The sequence below is a fragment of the Nonomuraea sp. NPDC048916 genome, assembly GCF_040649575.1.
GTDB lineage: Bacteria > Actinomycetota > Actinomycetes > Streptosporangiales > Streptosporangiaceae > Nonomuraea.
In genome coordinates this window covers 1-16550 of the sequence record NZ_JBEZFS010000014.1, presented here as the reverse complement: position 1 = coordinate 16550, position 16550 = coordinate 1, and the positions used below count along the sequence as shown (strand labels likewise).

Sequence of the window (16550 nt, the reverse complement as noted above, 5' to 3'; positions counted from 1 at the left end):
CGGATGGATGTGAAATGAAGCCCATTCCCTTCGAACTGCAGGTGACAGTCACCGGCAACTCGCCTCTCGAGCTCAAGGAAGCCGCCTACCGCGAAGCGGAACGCTTCTTCGGCGCCAGCGCGGAGACGGACGTCATCAGTGCCCGGGCCGAGCCGGACCCCTCCCGGCCCGGAGCCTTCCAGGCGACGATCGTCTTCCGGCAGATCGCGACCGGGTGAAGCCTTCCGGGCGGGTGGGCCCGAAGCGTGGGGGGCGCTGGGCCCCCCACGGGTGAGTCAGGCCTTGAGCCAGCTCATCATCGGGCGGAGCTTGGCGCCGGTCTTCTCGATCGGGTTGTCCGCCAGCTCCTCGCGGTGACGCGTGAACTCCTTCTGGCCGCCGTCGAACTCCTCGACCAGCTGCCGGGCGAAGGTGCCGTCCTGGATCTCGCCGAGGATGCGGCGCATCTCCTGACGGGTCTCGTCGGTGATGATGCGCGGGCCACGGGTGTAGCCGCCGTACTCGGCGGTGTCGGACACCGACCAGTACATCTTCGAGATGCCGCCCTCGTACATGAGGTCGACGATGAGCTTCATCTCGTGCAGGCACTCGAAGTAGGCGACCTCGGGCTGGTAGCCGGCCTCGATGAGCGTCTCGAAGCCCGCCTTGATCAGCTCGGACACGCCACCGCAGAGGACGGCCTGCTCACCGAACAGGTCGGTCTCGGTCTCCTCGGTGAAGGTCGTCTTCAGCGCGCCGGCGCGGGTGCCGCCGATGCCCTTGGCGTAGGACAGGGCCAGGTCGAGGGCCTTGCCCGAGGCGTCCTTCTCGACGGCGACGAGACACGGGACACCGCGGCCCGCCTCGAACTGGCGGCGGACGAGGTGACCGGGGCCCTTGGGGGCCACCATGCACACGTCGACGCCCTCGGGCGCCTCGATGAGGCCGTAGCGGATGTTGAGGCCGTGGCCGAAGAACAGCGCGTCGCCCTCGACCAGGTTGGGGGCGACGTGCTCGGCGTAGAGGTGGCGCTGGATGTGGTCGGGCGCCAGGATCATCGTGAGGTTGGACTCCTCCACCGCCTCCGACGGGGTGAGCACGCGCAGGCCGTCGTTCTCGGCCTTCTCGCGGCTCTTGGAGCCCTCCGGCAGGCCGACGCGCACGTCGACCCCGGAGTCACGCAGGGAGAGCGCATGGGCGTGGCCCTGGCTGCCGTACCCCAGCACGGCCACGTGACGTCCCTGGATGATCGACAGATCGGCCTGGTCGTCGTAGAAAATCTCGGTCACTTCTGTAGAACCTTTCAGGCGGTACGGTCCAGTGCCCTGAGGGACCGGTCGGTAATGGAACGGGCGCCGCGGCCGATGGCCACCATGCCCGATTGGACTAGCTCCTTGATCCCGAAGGGCTCGAGGACCTTGACGAACGCCTCGAGCTTGTCGGGGGTGCCGGTGACCTCGATGGTCACGGCGTCGGAGGCCACGTCGACGCAGCGGGCACGGAAGAGCTGGACGAGCTCGAGCACGTGGGAGCGGCTGTCGGCGTCGGCCTTCACCTTGATCAGCATCAGCTCGCGCTGCACCGACTGCCCCGGGTCGAGCTCCACGATCTTGAGAACGTTCACCAGCTTGTTGAGCTGCTTGGTGACCTGCTCCAGCGGCAACTCCTCGACGCTGACCACGATGGTCATGCGGGAGATGTCGTCGTGCTCCGTGGGCCCGACGGCCAGCGAGTCGATGTTGAAGCCCCGCCTGCTGAACAGCGAGGACACCCGGGCCAGGACACCCGGCCGGTTCTCGACAAGCACAGAAAGCGTGTGCCTGCTCATTGGTCGCTCACCACTCCTCGTTCGCTCCGCGGGCGCTCGTCGGGTTCGCTCCTACTCATCGTCGCTCTCCCACGTCGGCGCCATGTCCCGCGCGATCTTGATGTCGTCGTTGCTGGTGCCCGCCGCGACCATCGGCCAGACCATGGCGTCCTGGTGGACGACGAAGTCGACCACGACGGGCAGGTCGGTGATCTCCATGGCCTTCATGATGGTGGCATCCACGTCTTCGGGACGCTCGCAACGCAGGCCCACACAACCATAGGCCTCCGCCAGCTTGACGAAATCCGGGATGCGGCGGGCGGTCTGCAGGTCGGTGTTGGAATAGCGCCGGTCGTAGAAGAGCGTCTGCCACTGGCGGACCATGCCGAGATTACCGTTGTTGATGACCGCGATCTTGATCGGCACACCCTCCAGGGCACAGGTGGCCAGCTCCTGATTGGTCATCTGGAAGCAGCCGTCGCCGTCGATGGCCCAAACGGTGGCGTCGGGCCGGCCCATCTTGGCGCCCATCGCGGCCGGAACGGCGAAACCCATCGTACCGAGGCCGCCGGAGTTGATGAACGTCCCCGGGTTCTCGTAGCCGATGAACTGCGAGGCCCACATCTGGTGCTGGCCGACGCCGGCCACGTAGTAGGCGTCGGGCCCGGCGATCGCGCTCAGGCGCTGCATGACGTACTGCGGGGCCAGCGAGCCGTCCTCGAACTCTTCGTAGCCGAGCGGGTAGGTCTCCTTGTAGCCGTTGAGCACGGTCCACCAGTCGGCGTAGTCGCCCCGCTGGGCCGACGCCTCAATCGTGGCGATGAGGTCGGTGATGACCTCCTTGCAGTCGCCCACGATCGGCACGTCGGCGTGGCGGTTCTTGGAGATCTCGGCCGGGTCGATGTCGGCGTGCACGACCTTGGCGGAGGGGGCGAAGGTCGACAGCTGCCCGGTCACCCGGTCGTCGAAGCGCACTCCCAGGCCGATGAGCAGGTCGGCCTGCTGCAGGGCCCCGACGGCGGAGACGCTGCCGTGCATGCCCGGCATGCCCATGTGCTGCGGGTGGCTGTCGGGGAACGTGCCGCGCGCCATCAGCGTGGTGACGACCGGGATGTTGGTCAGCTCGGCCAGCCGGATCAGCTCGGCCGAGGCGCCCGCCTTGTGCACGCCGCCGCCCACGTACAGGACGGGACGCCGCGACTCGGCGATCAGCTTGGCGGCCTCGCGGATCTGCTTGGAGTGCGGCCTGGTCACCGGGCGGTAGCCGGGCAGGTGCATGACCGGCGGCCAGGAGAAGGTGGTCTCGGCCTGCAGCGCGTCCTTGGAGATGTCGACCAGCACCGGCCCCGGCCGCCCGGTGGAGGCGATGTGGAACGCCTCGACGATCGTGCGGGGGATGTCGAACGGGTCGGTGATCAGGAAGTTGTGCTTGGTGATCGGCATGGTGATGCCGGAGATGTCGGCTTCCTGGAAGGCGTCGGTGCCGATCGCCCCGCTGGCGACCTGGCCGGTGATCGCCACGATCGGCACGGAGTCCATGTAGGCGTCGGCGATCGGCGTGACCAGGTTGGTCGCGCCGGGACCGCTGGTCGCCATGCACACCCCGACCTTGCCCGTCGCCTGGGCGTAGCCCTCGGCCGCGTGCCCGGCGCCCTGCTCATGCCGTACGAGCACGTGCCGGACCTTGGTCGAGTCGTAGAGGGGATCGTAGGCGGGGAGGATGGCGCCGCCCGGGATCCCGAACACGGTGTCGACTCCCACGTGCTCCAGTGCCCTGACCAGGGCTTGTGCACCTGTCATCCGTTCGGTCATCGGCTCGTTCCTTGTGTGGCTACTCACTCAGGACATAAAAAATGCCCCTTCCCGCCGGGAATGGCGGGTCTGGGGCGGCGCGCAGGTCGTAGTGCTTCGCTATCGGCCCGCGCGCCGGCGAAGTACTACGAGAATCCCACTACGAAGCATGGGCACACCATAGCCCCTTTGTGACCCCCGATGTCAACTTGGTGGGACGCGAGTCTCAAACCGTGAGACTCGTCCGCATCAGGGAGTCGACGCCGCGCGCCGCCATCGGCCTGGCGACCAGGAAGCCCTGGCCCCGGGTGCAGCCCATCTCACGCAGCAGCTCCAGCTGCTCGGGACGCTCGATGCCCTCGGCCACCACGATCAGGCCGAGATCGTTGCCGAGCCGCACGATCGTCCGCGTGAGCAGGGTCAACGTGTCGTCCCTGCCCAGGCCCGACACGAACGACGGGTCGATCTTGATCATGTCGACCGGCAGCTGCCGGAGGAACGCCAGCGAGGCGTAGCCGGTGCCGAAGTCGTCGATCGCCAGCCGCACGCCCAGCGCGCGGAGCTCGGACAGGCGCTTGATCGTCTCCTCGGCGTCCTCGACGAGCATCTCCTCGATCACCTCGAGGGTGAGCGCGGAGGCGGGCAGGCCGCTCTCGGCGAGCGCCTCCTCGACGGTCTCGACGAACCGGGGCGCGGTGATCTGGCGGGCCGACAGATTGAGCGACAGCCCGATGTCCCACGACGACGCCCGCCAGGCGGCCACCTCACGGCACGACTCGCGCAGGATCCACTCGCTCAGCGGCACGATCAGCCCGGTGTCCTCGGCCGGGCCGAGGAACTGGTCGGGCGGCACGAAGACCGACCCCCGCCACCACCGCACGAGCGCCTCGACCGCGGTCACCCGCGAGGTCGCGAGGTCGACGACCGGTTGGTACTCGATCGCGAACTGGTGCTCGATCAGCGCCCGCTGCAGGTCGGCGGCCAGCTCCAGCCGGCGAACCACGTCGGCGTGCATCTGCGCCGCGAACACCTCGACCCGGCGCCCGCCGAGCTCCTTGGCCCTGGCCATGGCGACGTCGGCGTTGCGGATCAGGTCGCCCGAGGGCATGTCGTCCTCGGCGAAGGCCACGCCGACGCTCGCGGTGAGCGCCACGTCGCGGTCGGCCACCCGGAACGGCTCCTGCGAGACGGCCCCCAGCAGCCGCTCGGCCAGGTCGACGGCCAGTTGGGCCTCGCCACCCGTCTCCACGAGCACCGCGAACTCGTCACCGCCCCACCGGGCGAGCGTGTCGTCGGGTCGTACGGCTCCGCGCAGCCGGCGCGCGGCCTGCCCGAGCAGGTGGTCGCCGCTGGCGTGCCCGACCGAGTCGTTGACCGAGGTGAACCCGTCGAGGTCGAGGAAGATGACCGCGACGTGGCCGGTGCGGCCGGAGAGCACCTCTCGGGTGCGCTCCTCGAAGTAGGCGCGGTTGGGCAGCCCGGTGATGCCGTCGTGGAAGGTCAGGTGGGCGACCTGGTTGCGCAGCGCCTCCTCGTCGCTCACGTCTCTGGTGGTGACGAGGACGAGGTCGTCGCCACTGACGTGGCGGGTGGCGACGGACTCGGTGGGGCGCCAGGTGCCGTCGGAGGCGCGTACGCGGCAGGCGATCATGCAGGTGCCCGGGCTGGCGCCCTCGTCGTCGACCATCGCGCGCAGCGACCGCTGGAGGCCGGGCACGTCCTCGGGATGGATGTAGTCGAAGATCGTGCCGTCGATGAGCTGGTCGGGACGGTAGCCGTAGGTGACCTCGACGCCGGCGCCGATCTCGCGCACCACTCCGTCGTAGTCGCAGAGCAGCACCACGTCGCCGGTGCTCTCGGCCAGCTCGCGCAGCTGCCGGTCGCCGAGCGAGACCAGCCGGCGCAGCCGGATGTTGGCCGCGGCCAGCACGGTCAGGCGCACCAGCAGGAGCAGCACCGCGGAGGCGGCGAGCACGACGACGCCGGAGACCGGCACCGCCTGCCGCCCGCCGGCCAGGTGGACGAGCAGCGTGCAGGTGGCCACGGCGACCAGCGCGGGCGGCACCATCGCGACCAGGTTGCCGGGGATCGAGCCGGCGGAGGCGGGCTCGGACTCGGCCGGGCGCAGCGCCCACGGGGCGGCGGCCAGCAGCAGGAACGCCACCGGTGCGAGCATCACGCTCCACGTCGGCGGGGCGCTGTCGGACAGCCGCGCGACGGCGCCCGCCATCCCGGCGATCGTGGTGGTGGCGAGCACGCCGGTGCCGGTCAGGGCGAGCGACCACGACGTGGACCGGCCCTTGACCACCGGCGGGACGGTGGCGCAGGTCACTAGCAGCGAGATCATCGGCGGGAGCATGGCGAAGGTGAACATCGCCGGGTCCACCTGGGCGTAGATGTGGCGCAGCCCGATCACCCAGGCGATCAGGAAGAGCGAGACGGCGCACAGGTAGGAGTCGGCGACCAGCCTGAGGATGGCGGTGCCGGGAAGGGCCCGACCGGCCGCGGTCAGCGCGCCGCCCGCCATCAGGACCACGCCCAGCAGCAGGAGCAGGTCGCCGAAGCTGACCACGATGCTCGAGCTCTCGGCCAGCGACTGCACGCCCGCGCCGGCGGCCCAGGCGAAGGCGCCGCCGCCCATCCAGCGTGCGCCGACCGCGGCCGCGCGGTGCTCGGCCAGCTGGACGGAGGCGAGCAGCAGGGAGGCTCCGGCGAGCAGCGCCGCGAGAAGCCCCGCGACGGCGCCGGTGACCAGGGCCGGGCCGCCCGCAAGGAGCGCAGCCGCGAATCCCGCCGCACCCGTCGCCGCCGCGGCGGTCAGCGGGGCCCGTGGGTCACGCCAGCGGATCACAGTCGTTGCCCATCCCGTCTCGTTGCCCGATGATCGCCGATGTCCGACCGACCACATCGCCAGTGTGTGCGGTCGCGGGTATTCGGGTGGCGACAACGCCGATGTCGTCACCGATCTGATAACCACACAGACCGATTGATCCGAGAACTTACTTGACAGTGAGTCAGGAATACTTGGTAGACACGCAACGCTACGCACTGGAGGTCACGGACCAGCCACGTTCCGGATTACTCTCAGTACGCGTCCGTGATGATGTTGTTCAACGGCTCGCCGGCCAGATAGCGCAGCAGCTGCGAGCGGATCAGCCGCAGCACGCGCCGGTCGGAGGCGGGGGTGCTGCCCGCGACGTGAGGGGTGATCAGCACCCCCGGCGCGCTCCAGAGGGGGTGGCCCTCGGGCAGCGGCTCGGGCGCGGTGACGTCGAGCGCGGCGCGCAGCCTGCCGGTCTTCAGCTCGGCGAGCAGCGCGTCGGTGTCGACCACCCCGCCCCTCGCGGCGTTGACCAGCACGGCGCCGTCCTTCATCCGGGCCAGGAACGCGGCGTCGGCCATCCCGGCGGTGGCCGGGGTGGCGGGCACCAGCAACACCACCACGTCGGCAGCGGGCAGCAGCCCGGGCAGATCCTCCATGGCGTGGACCCCGTCACGGGCGCCGCGGGCCACGCGGACGACCTCGACCTCGAAGCCGCCGAGCCGGCGTTCGAGCGCGGCGCCGATCGAGCCGTAGCCGACGATCAGCACGGTGGAGTCGGCCAGCACGCCGGTGTGGTGGTAGGTCCACACGCCTCTGCGCTGCGCGTCGACGAATCCGGGGAACTCCCGCAGCACCGCGATCATCGCGCCGACCGCCCACTCCGCTGTGCCCGCGTCGTGCACGCCGCGCGCGTTGCACAGCACCGCGCCCTCCGGCATGTGCGGCCGGTACGGCTCCACACCGGCGGTGACGGTCTGCAGGAGGCGCAGCGAGGTCATCCCGGCCAGTGTCCCCGCTACGTCGGGGACCGTGACCAGCGGCGGGATCCAGACCTCGACCTCCCCGGCGCCGTCCGGAGCCTGGCCGCCTGCGTAGACCTCGCACTCCACGCCGGGCAGATCGGACAGGACACCGGCGACCGCGTCGGAAGGGACCCAGATCTTCATGCCGAGAACCTTACGACCACCGGGGAAGTATGGAACACATGAGAATTGTCATGGCTTTCGTTCTGGCGCTGGCACTCGCCGCCTGTTCGAGCGCGGGCGGGGTGACGCCGACGGCCGCCGTCTCACCCGCTCCGCCGCCGGGCGAGCCGAAGACCGTGGCCCGCGACCTGGCGGTGCCGTGGGCCATCGAGTTCCTGCCGGACGGTGATGCACTGGTGACCGAACGCGACTCGGCCCGGCTGCTCCGGGTGACTCCCGCGGGCCGGGTGACCGAGCTCGCCAGGATCCAAGGGGTGACCCCCGAGGGCGAGGGCGGGCTGATGGGCGTGGCGGCCAAGGACGACCAGGTGTTCGTCTACTACACCGCCGCCGAGGACAACCGGATCGTCCGCTACCGCCTCGGCGACACCGGGCTGAGCGAGCCGCGGGTGATCGTCCAGGGCATCCCCAAGGGAGGCATCCACAACGGCGGCCGGCTGGAGTTCGGCCCCGACGGCTACCTGTACGCGAGCACCGGCGAGGTCGGCGACCGGGCCCTGGCCCAGCGGCGCGACTCGCTCGCGGGCAAGATCCTGAGGATGACCACGGACGGCGCGCCCGCTCCCGGAAACCCCTTCGGCACCCTCGTCTACAGCCTCGGCCACCGCAACGTGCAGGGCCTGGCCTGGGACGACTCGGGAAGGATGTACGCCTCGGAGTTCGGCGCGAACACCTACGACGAGGTCAACCTGATCAAGCCGGGCGCCAACTACGGCTGGCCGGAGGTCGAGGGCCGCGGCGACGACCCCGAGTTCGTGAACCCGATCCTCACCTGGCCTACCTCCGACGCCTCGCCGTCCGGCCTGGCCTACGCGGAGGGGTCGCTGTGGATGGGCGCGCTGCGCGGCGAGCGCCTGTGGCAGATCCCGCTCGACCCGAACGGGTCGCCGGGCACGCCGGTCGCCCACTTCACCGGCACGTACGGCAGGCTCCGCGGCGTGGCGGTGTCGCCCGACGGCACGCTCTGGGTGTCGACCAGCAACAAGGACGGCAGGGGCTCGGTTCGCGACGGCGACGACCGGATCCTGTCGGTCGCCCCGCGCCGCCCGTGACCGGGATCAGCCGGTGCCGCCGGTGACCGTGCAGGTGACCTGCGCCTGGGGCCGGTACTTCGTCGTCAGCTTCCGGTCCCGCCTGATCTCTTCGCCGTCCTTGTAGAAGACCCGGGTGACGTCGATCGTGAAGCCCTGCTGACCGGTCACGGGCAGGCACCCGGGGGCGCTGCTGGTCTCGCGGCGGAAGGGGGTGAAGGCGCGCTTCGGCGACTCGACCGCCTGGATCCGGTCGTAGCGCCTGGTGCTCCAGAGCGTGACCGTGACCGACGTCCCGGTGGAGGCGGTCTTGATCAGCACCCCGTGGTCGGAGTCGTTGCGCCACTTCAGGTCGAGATCGGGATAGAGCAGCGCGGCGTCACGACCGGCGGGATACCGGGCGGCGTAGTAGTCCATCGGGACGTGCCCGGCGTCGTCGAACCCGCCGAAGTAGGCCGCGTTGTACATCGTGGTGGCGAACTGCGAGACGCCGCCGCCGACGATGTTGACCATCCGGCCGCCGACGATCTGCCCGGCCTCGACGTAGCCCTTCTCGCGGGTGCGCTCGCCCGCCGCCTCGTTCAGCGAGAACGTCTCCCCGGGTCTCACCAGGTAGCCGTCGAGCTGGGCGGCCATCCGCTGGATGTTGGCGGCGCGCGGCTGGCAGCAGTCGAACGAGGTGGTGAACTCCCCCACCTTCGCCGCGATGCCCAGGTCCTTCACCTCGGACGTGACGACCTCGGGGCGGACCGCGTCGAGCTTCACCGGGATGACCCGGGGGCCGTCGCCGGTGACCACCTTGGCCACGTCCCGGGCCAGCTGCCGGTCGTCCACCCCCCTGCCCGCACGGGCCGGGACCAGCACCGGCTTGCCGTTCACGATCTCGTACGTGGCGTCGCGCGGGGCCTGGCTCTCGTCGACCAGGCTGCTCTCGACGCTCGCGAGGGCCGCCTCGGCGTCGAACTGGGGGACCAGGGCGCCCTTGCCGCCGGAGACGAAGGTCAGATGGGCGGCGATGGCCGACGGCGGGAGCTCGGCCCGCTTGCCGTCGATGGCCAGCGTGAGGGGCGCGGAGACCGCCTGGAGGGCGTCCGCCTTGGCCGCGGTGACGTCCGCGGGCGTGGTCTGGGCCTTGGCGGGCATGAGCGTGAGCGTCACGGAACTGCGGGAGTGGAGGAACGCGTCGGTGATGACGCGCACGGCGTCTTCCCGGTCGAGCAGCACGCCGTCCTGCGGCGCCGACGCCACCGGCTCCAGCCCCCTGAAGGCGATCCGGCCCTCGCGAGGAGGCTTGTCGTACGCCTCGGCCAGCCCTTCCACGGTCCTGGTGAGCTGGGAGGCGTCGACCGTCACCTTCGGCTCCAGCTCGGTCGTGCCGGTCAGCCCTCGCCACACCTCGACGGGGCTGGGAAAGCCGCTGGGCGCCTGGTTGATGGTGCTGACCACGTCGAGTTCGAGTCCGGCCTCGTCCGGCTGGACGGTCTCGCGCTTGCCGCCGATGTCGATGGCGACCGGCTTGCTCAGCCTGGCGGCCAGCTCGGTGCGGAGTTTGTCGGCCGCCCGGGTCATGGTGAGGCCGCCGATGTCCACGCCGCCGACGCGCGTGCCGCGCAGCACCGAGCCCGACATCAGCACCGCGGGCACCAGGTACGCCAGGACGACCAGCATCACGACGAGGACGAGGACGGCGGGCAGCAGCCGGCCGCGGCGGGACGGCTCGGGGTCGAGCAGACCGGCGGGCCGGTCCTGCTGGCCCCCCGGCAGGCCGAACACGGGGGCGGGCGGGATCGGCGGATCGACCTGGCCCTCGTTCACCGGCCAGGGCTGCGCGGGCGCGGCGATGGGGGGCAGGGACGCGCCACCGTTCGGGCCCTTCGCGGCGGCCGGCGCGGGGTCCTGGACGCCACCGAAGATGTCGCGCGAGACGCCGGGCGGCAGACCCTCGATCCGTGGCTTCCTGCTGGTGGCCGACGAGGGTAACGGCACCGAGGCGAACGGGTCCGTCGGTGATTCGATCGGTCCGGCGTTACGCACGCCTCAATCTCCTCCCGCTCCGCAGCCACATCCTCAGGCAACAGTAAGGCACGCGCATCCTGATATGTCACGGGAAATGACTACGGAAGTGTGTCAACCTATCCACCGGTAGCGATGCTCCGGACGACCTGCCGTGCCGTACCTCGGCCGGAGCTCGGCCCGGCCCGCCGCGCACAGGTATTCCAGGTATCGGCGGGCGCTGACCCTCGACAGTCCGGCCAGCACGGCCGCCTCGGCGGCCGACAGGTCGCCGCCCGCGTCCCGCAACGTGTCGGCGACCAGGGCGCACGTCGCGGGCGACAACCCCTTGGGCAGCGCCGTGGCCGAGCCGGGGATGCCGAAGAGCCGGTCGACGTCGTCCTGGCGGGCCTCGGGGCCTATGGCGGTGAGCTGCCGGCGCGTGCCGGCGTAGTGCCGGAGCCGCTCGGCCAGCGCCGCCGAGGTGAACGGCTTGATCAGGTAGTTGACCGCGCCGCCGCGCATCGCCTCCCTGACCGTGGGCACGTCGCGGGCCGCGCTGATCACGAGGACGTCCACGTCGTGCAGCGACTTGAGCACCTCCAGTCCCGACATGTCGGGCAGGTAGATGTCGAGCAGCACGAGATCGGGGCGATGCTCGGCCACGGCGTCGAGCGCGCCGGTCCCGCTGTGCGCGGTCGCGACCACCCGGAACCCCGGCATCCGGGCGACGTAGCCGCCGTGGATGCGGGCCACCATGAAGTCGTCGTCCACCACCAGCACCCGCACGTCGCCCATCTCACGCGAGCCCATCTCACGCGAGCCCATCTCACGCGAGCCCATCTCACGCGAGCCCATCTCACGCGAGCCCATCTCACGCGAGCCCATCTCACGCGAGCCCATCTCGCCCGAACCCATCCGGCCGGAACCCGTCATCGCGTCACGCGAGCCCTTCTCGCCCGCGCTCATCTCGTCCCCACCACGACCGCGGGAGGCAGCAGCGCGGTGAAGACCGCGCCGTCAGCGTTGCGCACCTTCACCCAGCCGCCCCTGCGCAGACACGCCTGCCTGGTCAGCGCCAGGCCGAGGCCGCGCGGGCCCGAATGCGCCGCCTTGGTGGTGAACCCTTCCCCGAAGACCTCTCCGACCAGTTCGGGCGCGATGCCGGGGCCCGAGTCGCAGACCCGCACGTGCAGGCCGCCGGTGTCGGCGAGCAGGGACACCTCGATCGTGCCGGACGCGCCGTCGAGCGCGTCGATCGCGTTGGCGACCAGGTTGCCGATCACCAGCACCGCGTCCTGCGGATCGCCGACCGACCCCTCCGGGACGTCCGAGTCCTCGGCCAGCACCAGCCGGGCGCCCCGCTCGGCCGCCTCGGCCGACTTGGCCATCAGCAGCGCCGCCAGCGTCGGATCCTGGACCCGCTCGCGCAGGTCGGCGGCGTACGTGCCGCGGGTGAACCGGGTGATGAAACCGATGGCCGCCTCGTGCTCGCCCAGCTCCAGCAGGCCGACGACCGTGTGCATGCGATTGGCGAACTCGTGGGCCTGGGCGCGCAGGGCCTCGGTGGCGCTGCTGCTGTCGTCGAGCTCGCGGGCCAGCCGGACCAGCTCGGTGCGGTCGCGAAGGGTGACCACCCAGCCGCGGTGCTGGCCGCGTACCGAGACCGGAGTGCGGTTGAGCACCAGCACCCGGTCGCCGTGCAGCACCACCCGGTCCTCCCCCGGGTCGTCGCCGGCCAGCACGTCGCGCATCCGGTCGGAGACCGGCATCCGCGTCAGGTCCTGGCCGACGTCGCCCAGCAGCTCGCGGGCCGCGTCGTTGACCAGCGTCACCCTGCCCGCGAGGTCGAGCGCGAGCACGCCCTCCTTGACGCCGTGCAGCACCCCTTCGCGCTGCTCCAGCAGCGCGGCGATCTCACTGGGCTCCAGCCCGAACGTCTGCCGCCGGACCCGCGCCGTGATCAGCGCGGCGGCCGTCAGGCCGCAGACCAGCACGGCCAGCGCGGTCCAGAGCAGCGGGGGCAGCGCGGCGGCGAGCCGGCCGGTGACCGTGGTCCGCAGCACGCCGACCGACACCAGGCCGATGACGTCGCCGTACTCGTCGAAGATCGGCGCCTTGCCCCTGACCGTGGTGCCGATGGTGCCGGTCTCGGTGCCGACCCAGCTCCTGCCGGTCGTGAGCACGGTGGTGCCGTCGGTGGACAGCCGTTCGCCGATCAGGGCGGCGTTGGGGTGGGCGTAGCGGGTCTGCTCGCGGTTGGCGATCACCACGTAGTCGGCGCCGGTGGAGCCCTGCACGCTCAGCGCGAGCGGCTGCAGCACCTTCTCCGGGTTTCGCAGGTCGAAGGCCTCGCGGACCTGCGGGAGCGCCGCCACCGACTGGGCGATCGCCAGCGCCCGCTGCTCGTACAGCGAGTCCAGCTGGTCACGGGTGTGGTCGGCCCACACGCTCGCGGTGCCCCCGACGGCCAGCAGCACGATCACCATCTGGAGCACGAACAGCTGGGTCCCGAGGGAGGCGTCTCGTACCCGTCTCACGAGGCTCATGCAAACAGCCCGAGGTCACGGGCCGGTCGCGACCAGAACGACCTAAACGACTCCTATCGCGGAAACCTCGACGCCACCGGGCGGACACTTCACGATCCAGATTCCATAACGTGAAATCCCCCCTTTGGAGTGATCATGCGTCTGCGCATACTCGCCGCTCTAGCGGCGATCTCCGTCGCCGCGCTCAGCGGCTGCGGCGAAACGGGCGGCAGCGGCGGTGGCGGCACCAGCGCGTTGCGCATCATGGCCCCCGCCGCGCCCGGAGGCGGCTGGGACCAGACCTCTCGTACGGCCGAGCAGGCGCTCAAGTCCGCCGACCCGGCCCGCAAGGTCGAGGTCTACAACGTTCCCGGCGCGGGCGGCACGATCGGCCTGGCCCAGCTCGCGGGCGAGAAGGGCAACGGCAACCTGCTGATGACCATGGGCCTGGTCATGGTGGGCGCGATCGAGCAGAACAAGTCCAAGGTCACGCTGGCCGAGACGACGCCGATCGCCAAGCTGACCGAGGAGTACGAGATCATCGTGGTCCCGGCCGAATCCCCGCTCAAGCAGCTGTCCGACCTGGTCGCGGCCTGGAAGGCGGACCCGGCGAAGGTCTCCGTCGCGGGCGGCTCGGCGGGCGGCACCGACCACATCGTGGCCGGCCTGATGGCCAAGGCCGCGGGCGTCGACCCCAAGCAGGTCAACTACATCGCCCACTCGGGCGGCGGCGAGGCGCTCAACGCGCTGCTCGGCAACAAGGTCACCCTGGGCATCTCGGGCGTCGGCGAGTTCGCCGAGCACGTGAAGTCCGGCAAGCTGCGCGCGCTCGGCGTGACCTCGGGCGAGCGGCTGCCCGATCTGGACGCGCCCACGGTCAAGGAGGGCGGGCTGGACGTGGAGCTGGCCAACTGGCGCGGCTTCGTGGCCCCCGGCGGGCTCAGCGACGCCGACAAGCAGGCGCTCACCGGCCTGGTGACCAAGATGCACGACTCGCAGGCCTGGAAGGACGCCGTGGCCAAGAACGGCTGGATCGACTCCTTCATGACCGGTCAGCAGTTCGCCGACTACCTGAAGTCCGAGGAGACCCGGGTCAAGGGCATCATCGCCGAGATGGGGCTCGTCTCCTGATGTCCACGCCCGACGACCCCGGTCGCGGATCCGCCGAGAAGCGGCTGCCTTGGTGGCGGCCCGAGCTTGGGCTGGCCCTCGTGGTGCTGGCCCTCGGCGGGTTCGTCGTCGTGGGCACCCTGGGGGTGTCGGCGGCGGCCTCGCAGCTCGGCATCGGGCCGCGCTTCTTCCCGATGCTGGTCGGCGGCGCGATGATCCTCATCGGCCTGTGCTACGTGGCCGACGTGCTGCGCGGCGGCCGGGGCGACCCCGAGGAGAACGAGGACGTCGACCTCGACGCGCCGGCCGACTGGCGGAGCGTCGGGCTGGTCAGCGGCGTCTTCCTGGGATTCACCGCCGTGCTGAACGTGCTCGGCTGGATCATCGCCGCGAGCCTGCTGTTCTTCGGGCTGTCGGTGGCGCTCGGCGCCGAGCACCGGCTGCGCGCGGCGGGCGTCGGGGTGGTCCTGGGGATCACCACGTACTTGCTGTTCGTCAAGGGGCTGGGCGTCACACTGCCGGGCGGGCTGCTGCGGGGGGTGATCTAGGTGGACTCGTTCGAGCTGCTGCTCGGCGGGTTCGCCGAGGCGCTGACGGCGGTCAACCTGCTGTACGCGCTGATCGGCGTCACGCTCGGCACCCTCGTCGGCGTGCTGCCCGGCATCGGGCCCGCCATGACCGTGGCCCTGCTGCTGCCCATCACCTTCACCGTGCCGCCGGCCAGCGCGTTCATCATGTTCGCCGGCATCTACTACGGCGGCATGTACGGCGGCTCCACCACCTCGATCCTGCTCAACACGCCCGGCGAGTCGTCCTCGATGATCACCGCGCTGGAGGGCAACAAGATGGCCAGGCGCGGCCGGGCGGCGCAGGCGCTGGCCACGGCCGCCATCGGCTCGTTCGTCGCGGGCACGATCGCGACCGCGCTGCTGGTCGTGGCCGCGCCCGCGGTGGTGAGCTTCGCCATCTCGTTCGGCCCCGAGGACTACTTCGCGCTGGCGATCCTGGCCTTCACCGCGGTGTCGTCGGTGCTGTCCCGGTCGGTCGTGCGCGGCCTGGCCTCCCTCGGGCTCGGCCTGGTCATCGGGCTGATCGGCATCGACCAGCAGACCGGGCAGGCCCGGCTCACGCTCGGCATCCCGCAACTGCTGGACGGCATCGACGTGGTGATCGTCGCGGTCGGGCTGTTCGCGATGGGCGAGGCGATGTACGTGGCCTCACGGCTGCGTCACTCGATCCCCGACGTGGTGCCCGTGGGCCGCGCCTGGATGGGCCGCTCCGACTGGCGCCGGTCGTGGCGGCCGTGGCTGCGTGGCACCGCGCTCGGCTTCCCGTTCGGCGCGCTGCCCGGCGGCGGCGCGGAGATCCCCACCTTCCTGTCGTACGCGGCGGAGAAGCGGCTGGCGCGCGGGGTCGCCCGCGAGGAGTACGGCAAGGGCGCCATCGAGGGCGTCGCCGGGCCGGAGGCCGCCAACAACGCCTCGGCCGCCGGCACCCTGGTGCCGCTGCTCACGCTGGGGCTCCCCACCTCGGCGACGGCCGCGATCCTGCTCGCCGCCTTCCAGCAGTACGGCCTGCAGCCGGGCCCGCAGCTCTTCGACCACAACCCGGCCCTGGTGTGGGGCATGATCGCGTCGCTGTTCATCGGCAACACGATGCTGCTCGTGCTCAACCTGCCCCTGGCCCCGCTGTGGGCCCGGGTGCTGCGAATCCCGCGGCCCTACCTGTACGCCGGGATCGTGCTGTTCGCCGCGCTCGGGGTCTACGCCCTGAACGCGACCGTGGTGGACCTGGTGGTGCTGTTTCTGCTCGGGCTGCTCGGGTTCGCGATGCGCAGGTTCGGGCTGCCGATCGCCCCGGCGGTGATCGGCATGATCCTGGGGCCGATGGCCGAGATCCAGCTGCGCCGGGCGCTGGCCATCGGGGCGGGCGACGTGACCGTGCTGGTGAAGAGCCCGGTGGCCGTGGTTCTGCTGGTGCTGTCGCTGCTCGCGCTGCTGACGCCGGTGTTCAGGAAGGCGCTGGCCCGGCGCGACGCCGGAGCCGCCGCGCACGTGCCCAGGGACGAGGATTAGCGTCCCCGGGGGGGGAGGCGGTGTTGTCGGTGGTGTCCGTCGCGGTCACGGCCGCGCTGTGCACCGCGGTGGGCTCCGGCTACTGGACGGTCTTCGCGGCCGCGCTCGTCATCGCGCTGGTGGGGGTGGCGATCGCGCCGCGTGCGGTCGCGGGCGCCGCGCGGGCCGTGCCCGCCGGCGAGAAGCTGGCGGCCTGAGGTGGCGGCCG

The 16550-nt window shown here is 71.1% G+C and carries 14 protein-coding genes and 1 pseudogene; 7 read left to right on the top strand and 8 right to left on the bottom strand.

All coding sequences use genetic code 11. The features are described 5' to 3' along the window. Nucleotides 1-14: 14 nt before the first annotated feature. Nucleotides 15-218, top strand: coding sequence for a hypothetical protein (locus tag AB0C16_RS17135; protein ID WP_357683762.1), 204 nt, complete (start codon nt 15-17; stop codon nt 216-218). Between the two features lie 57 nt (nt 219-275). Here AB0C16_RS17135 and ilvC read toward each other — a convergent pair whose 3' ends face one another. From ilvC to AB0C16_RS17110, 5 genes are all read right to left on the bottom strand, one after another. Then, nucleotides 276-1259, bottom strand: a complete 984-nt coding sequence (ilvC, locus tag AB0C16_RS17130) for a ketol-acid reductoisomerase (RefSeq protein ID WP_357684158.1) — start codon at nt 1257-1259, stop codon at nt 276-278. Nucleotides 1260-1282: 23 nt separating this feature from the next. After that, nucleotides 1283-1807, bottom strand: a complete 525-nt coding sequence (gene ilvN, locus AB0C16_RS17125; protein WP_357683759.1) for an acetolactate synthase small subunit — start codon at nt 1805-1807, stop codon at nt 1283-1285. 51 nt (nt 1808-1858) lie between these two features. Next, nucleotides 1859-3625, bottom strand: coding sequence for an acetolactate synthase large subunit (locus AB0C16_RS17120; RefSeq protein ID WP_357683757.1), 1767 nt, complete (start codon nt 3623-3625; stop codon nt 1859-1861). 178 nt (nt 3626-3803) lie between these two features. Further along, on the bottom strand, nt 3804-6428 hold the full coding sequence (locus tag AB0C16_RS17115) for an EAL domain-containing protein (RefSeq protein WP_357683755.1): 2625 nt from the start codon (nt 6426-6428) through the stop codon (nt 3804-3806). A 233-nt stretch (nt 6429-6661) separates the two neighbouring features. Further along, nucleotides 6662-7567 (bottom strand): 2-hydroxyacid dehydrogenase, encoded by a 906-nt coding sequence (locus tag AB0C16_RS17110; RefSeq protein ID WP_357683753.1) that lies wholly within the window; start codon nt 7565-7567, stop codon nt 6662-6664. A gap of 50 nt (nt 7568-7617) precedes the next feature. On the opposite strand from AB0C16_RS17110, the gene AB0C16_RS17105 reads away from it, so the two are divergent. After that, nucleotides 7618-8658: a PQQ-dependent sugar dehydrogenase gene (locus tag AB0C16_RS17105; RefSeq protein ID WP_357683752.1), complete on the top strand. Its 1041-nt coding sequence runs from the start codon at nt 7618-7620 to the stop codon at nt 8656-8658. 6 nt (nt 8659-8664) lie between these two features. Here the strand turns inward: AB0C16_RS17105 and AB0C16_RS17100 are convergent, their stop codons facing one another. Both AB0C16_RS17100 and AB0C16_RS17095 read right to left on the bottom strand, forming a co-directional pair. After that, nucleotides 8665-10671: a VanW family protein gene (locus AB0C16_RS17100; protein ID WP_357683749.1), complete on the bottom strand. Its 2007-nt coding sequence runs from the start codon at nt 10669-10671 to the stop codon at nt 8665-8667. Nucleotides 10672-10764: 93 nt separating this feature from the next. Continuing rightward, nucleotides 10765-11418, bottom strand: coding sequence for a response regulator (locus AB0C16_RS17095; protein WP_357684156.1), 654 nt, complete (start codon nt 11416-11418; stop codon nt 10765-10767). Here AB0C16_RS17095 and AB0C16_RS17090 point away from each other — a divergent pair. Then, a pseudogene (locus AB0C16_RS17090) lies at nt 11371-11481 on the top strand (hypothetical protein); the annotation flags it as partial. The gene AB0C16_RS17095 and the pseudogene AB0C16_RS17090 overlap by 48 nt on opposite strands. A 113-nt stretch (nt 11482-11594) precedes the next feature. Here the strand turns inward: AB0C16_RS17090 and AB0C16_RS17085 are convergent. Further along, on the bottom strand, nt 11595-13178 hold the full coding sequence (locus AB0C16_RS17085) for a sensor histidine kinase (protein ID WP_357683747.1): 1584 nt from the start codon (nt 13176-13178) through the stop codon (nt 11595-11597). A gap of 135 nt (nt 13179-13313) precedes the next feature. Between AB0C16_RS17085 and AB0C16_RS17080 the strand changes: the two genes are divergently transcribed. From AB0C16_RS17080 to AB0C16_RS17065, 4 genes are read left to right on the top strand one after another with little or no spacing between them, the layout of a single operon-like run. Then, on the top strand, nt 13314-14288 hold the full coding sequence (locus AB0C16_RS17080) for a tripartite tricarboxylate transporter substrate binding protein (protein ID WP_357683744.1): 975 nt from the start codon (nt 13314-13316) through the stop codon (nt 14286-14288). Continuing rightward, a complete protein-coding gene (locus AB0C16_RS17075; RefSeq protein WP_357683742.1) occupies nt 14288-14815 on the top strand; it encodes a tripartite tricarboxylate transporter TctB family protein in 528 nt (175 codons plus the stop codon). Before AB0C16_RS17080 ends, AB0C16_RS17075 begins: the two co-directional genes overlap by 1 nt. Further along, nucleotides 14816-16342 carry a tripartite tricarboxylate transporter permease gene (locus AB0C16_RS17070; protein ID WP_357683739.1) on the top strand — a complete coding sequence of 509 codons (1527 nt, stop codon included), beginning with the start codon at nt 14816-14818 and terminating at the stop codon, nt 16340-16342. Nucleotides 16343-16365: 23 nt separating this feature from the next. Further along, the gene (locus AB0C16_RS17065; protein ID WP_357683736.1) at nt 16366-16539 is read left to right on the top strand and encodes a hypothetical protein; all 174 of its coding nucleotides are present in this window, start codon (nt 16366-16368) and stop codon (nt 16537-16539) included. Nucleotides 16540-16550: the final 11 nt, after the last annotated feature.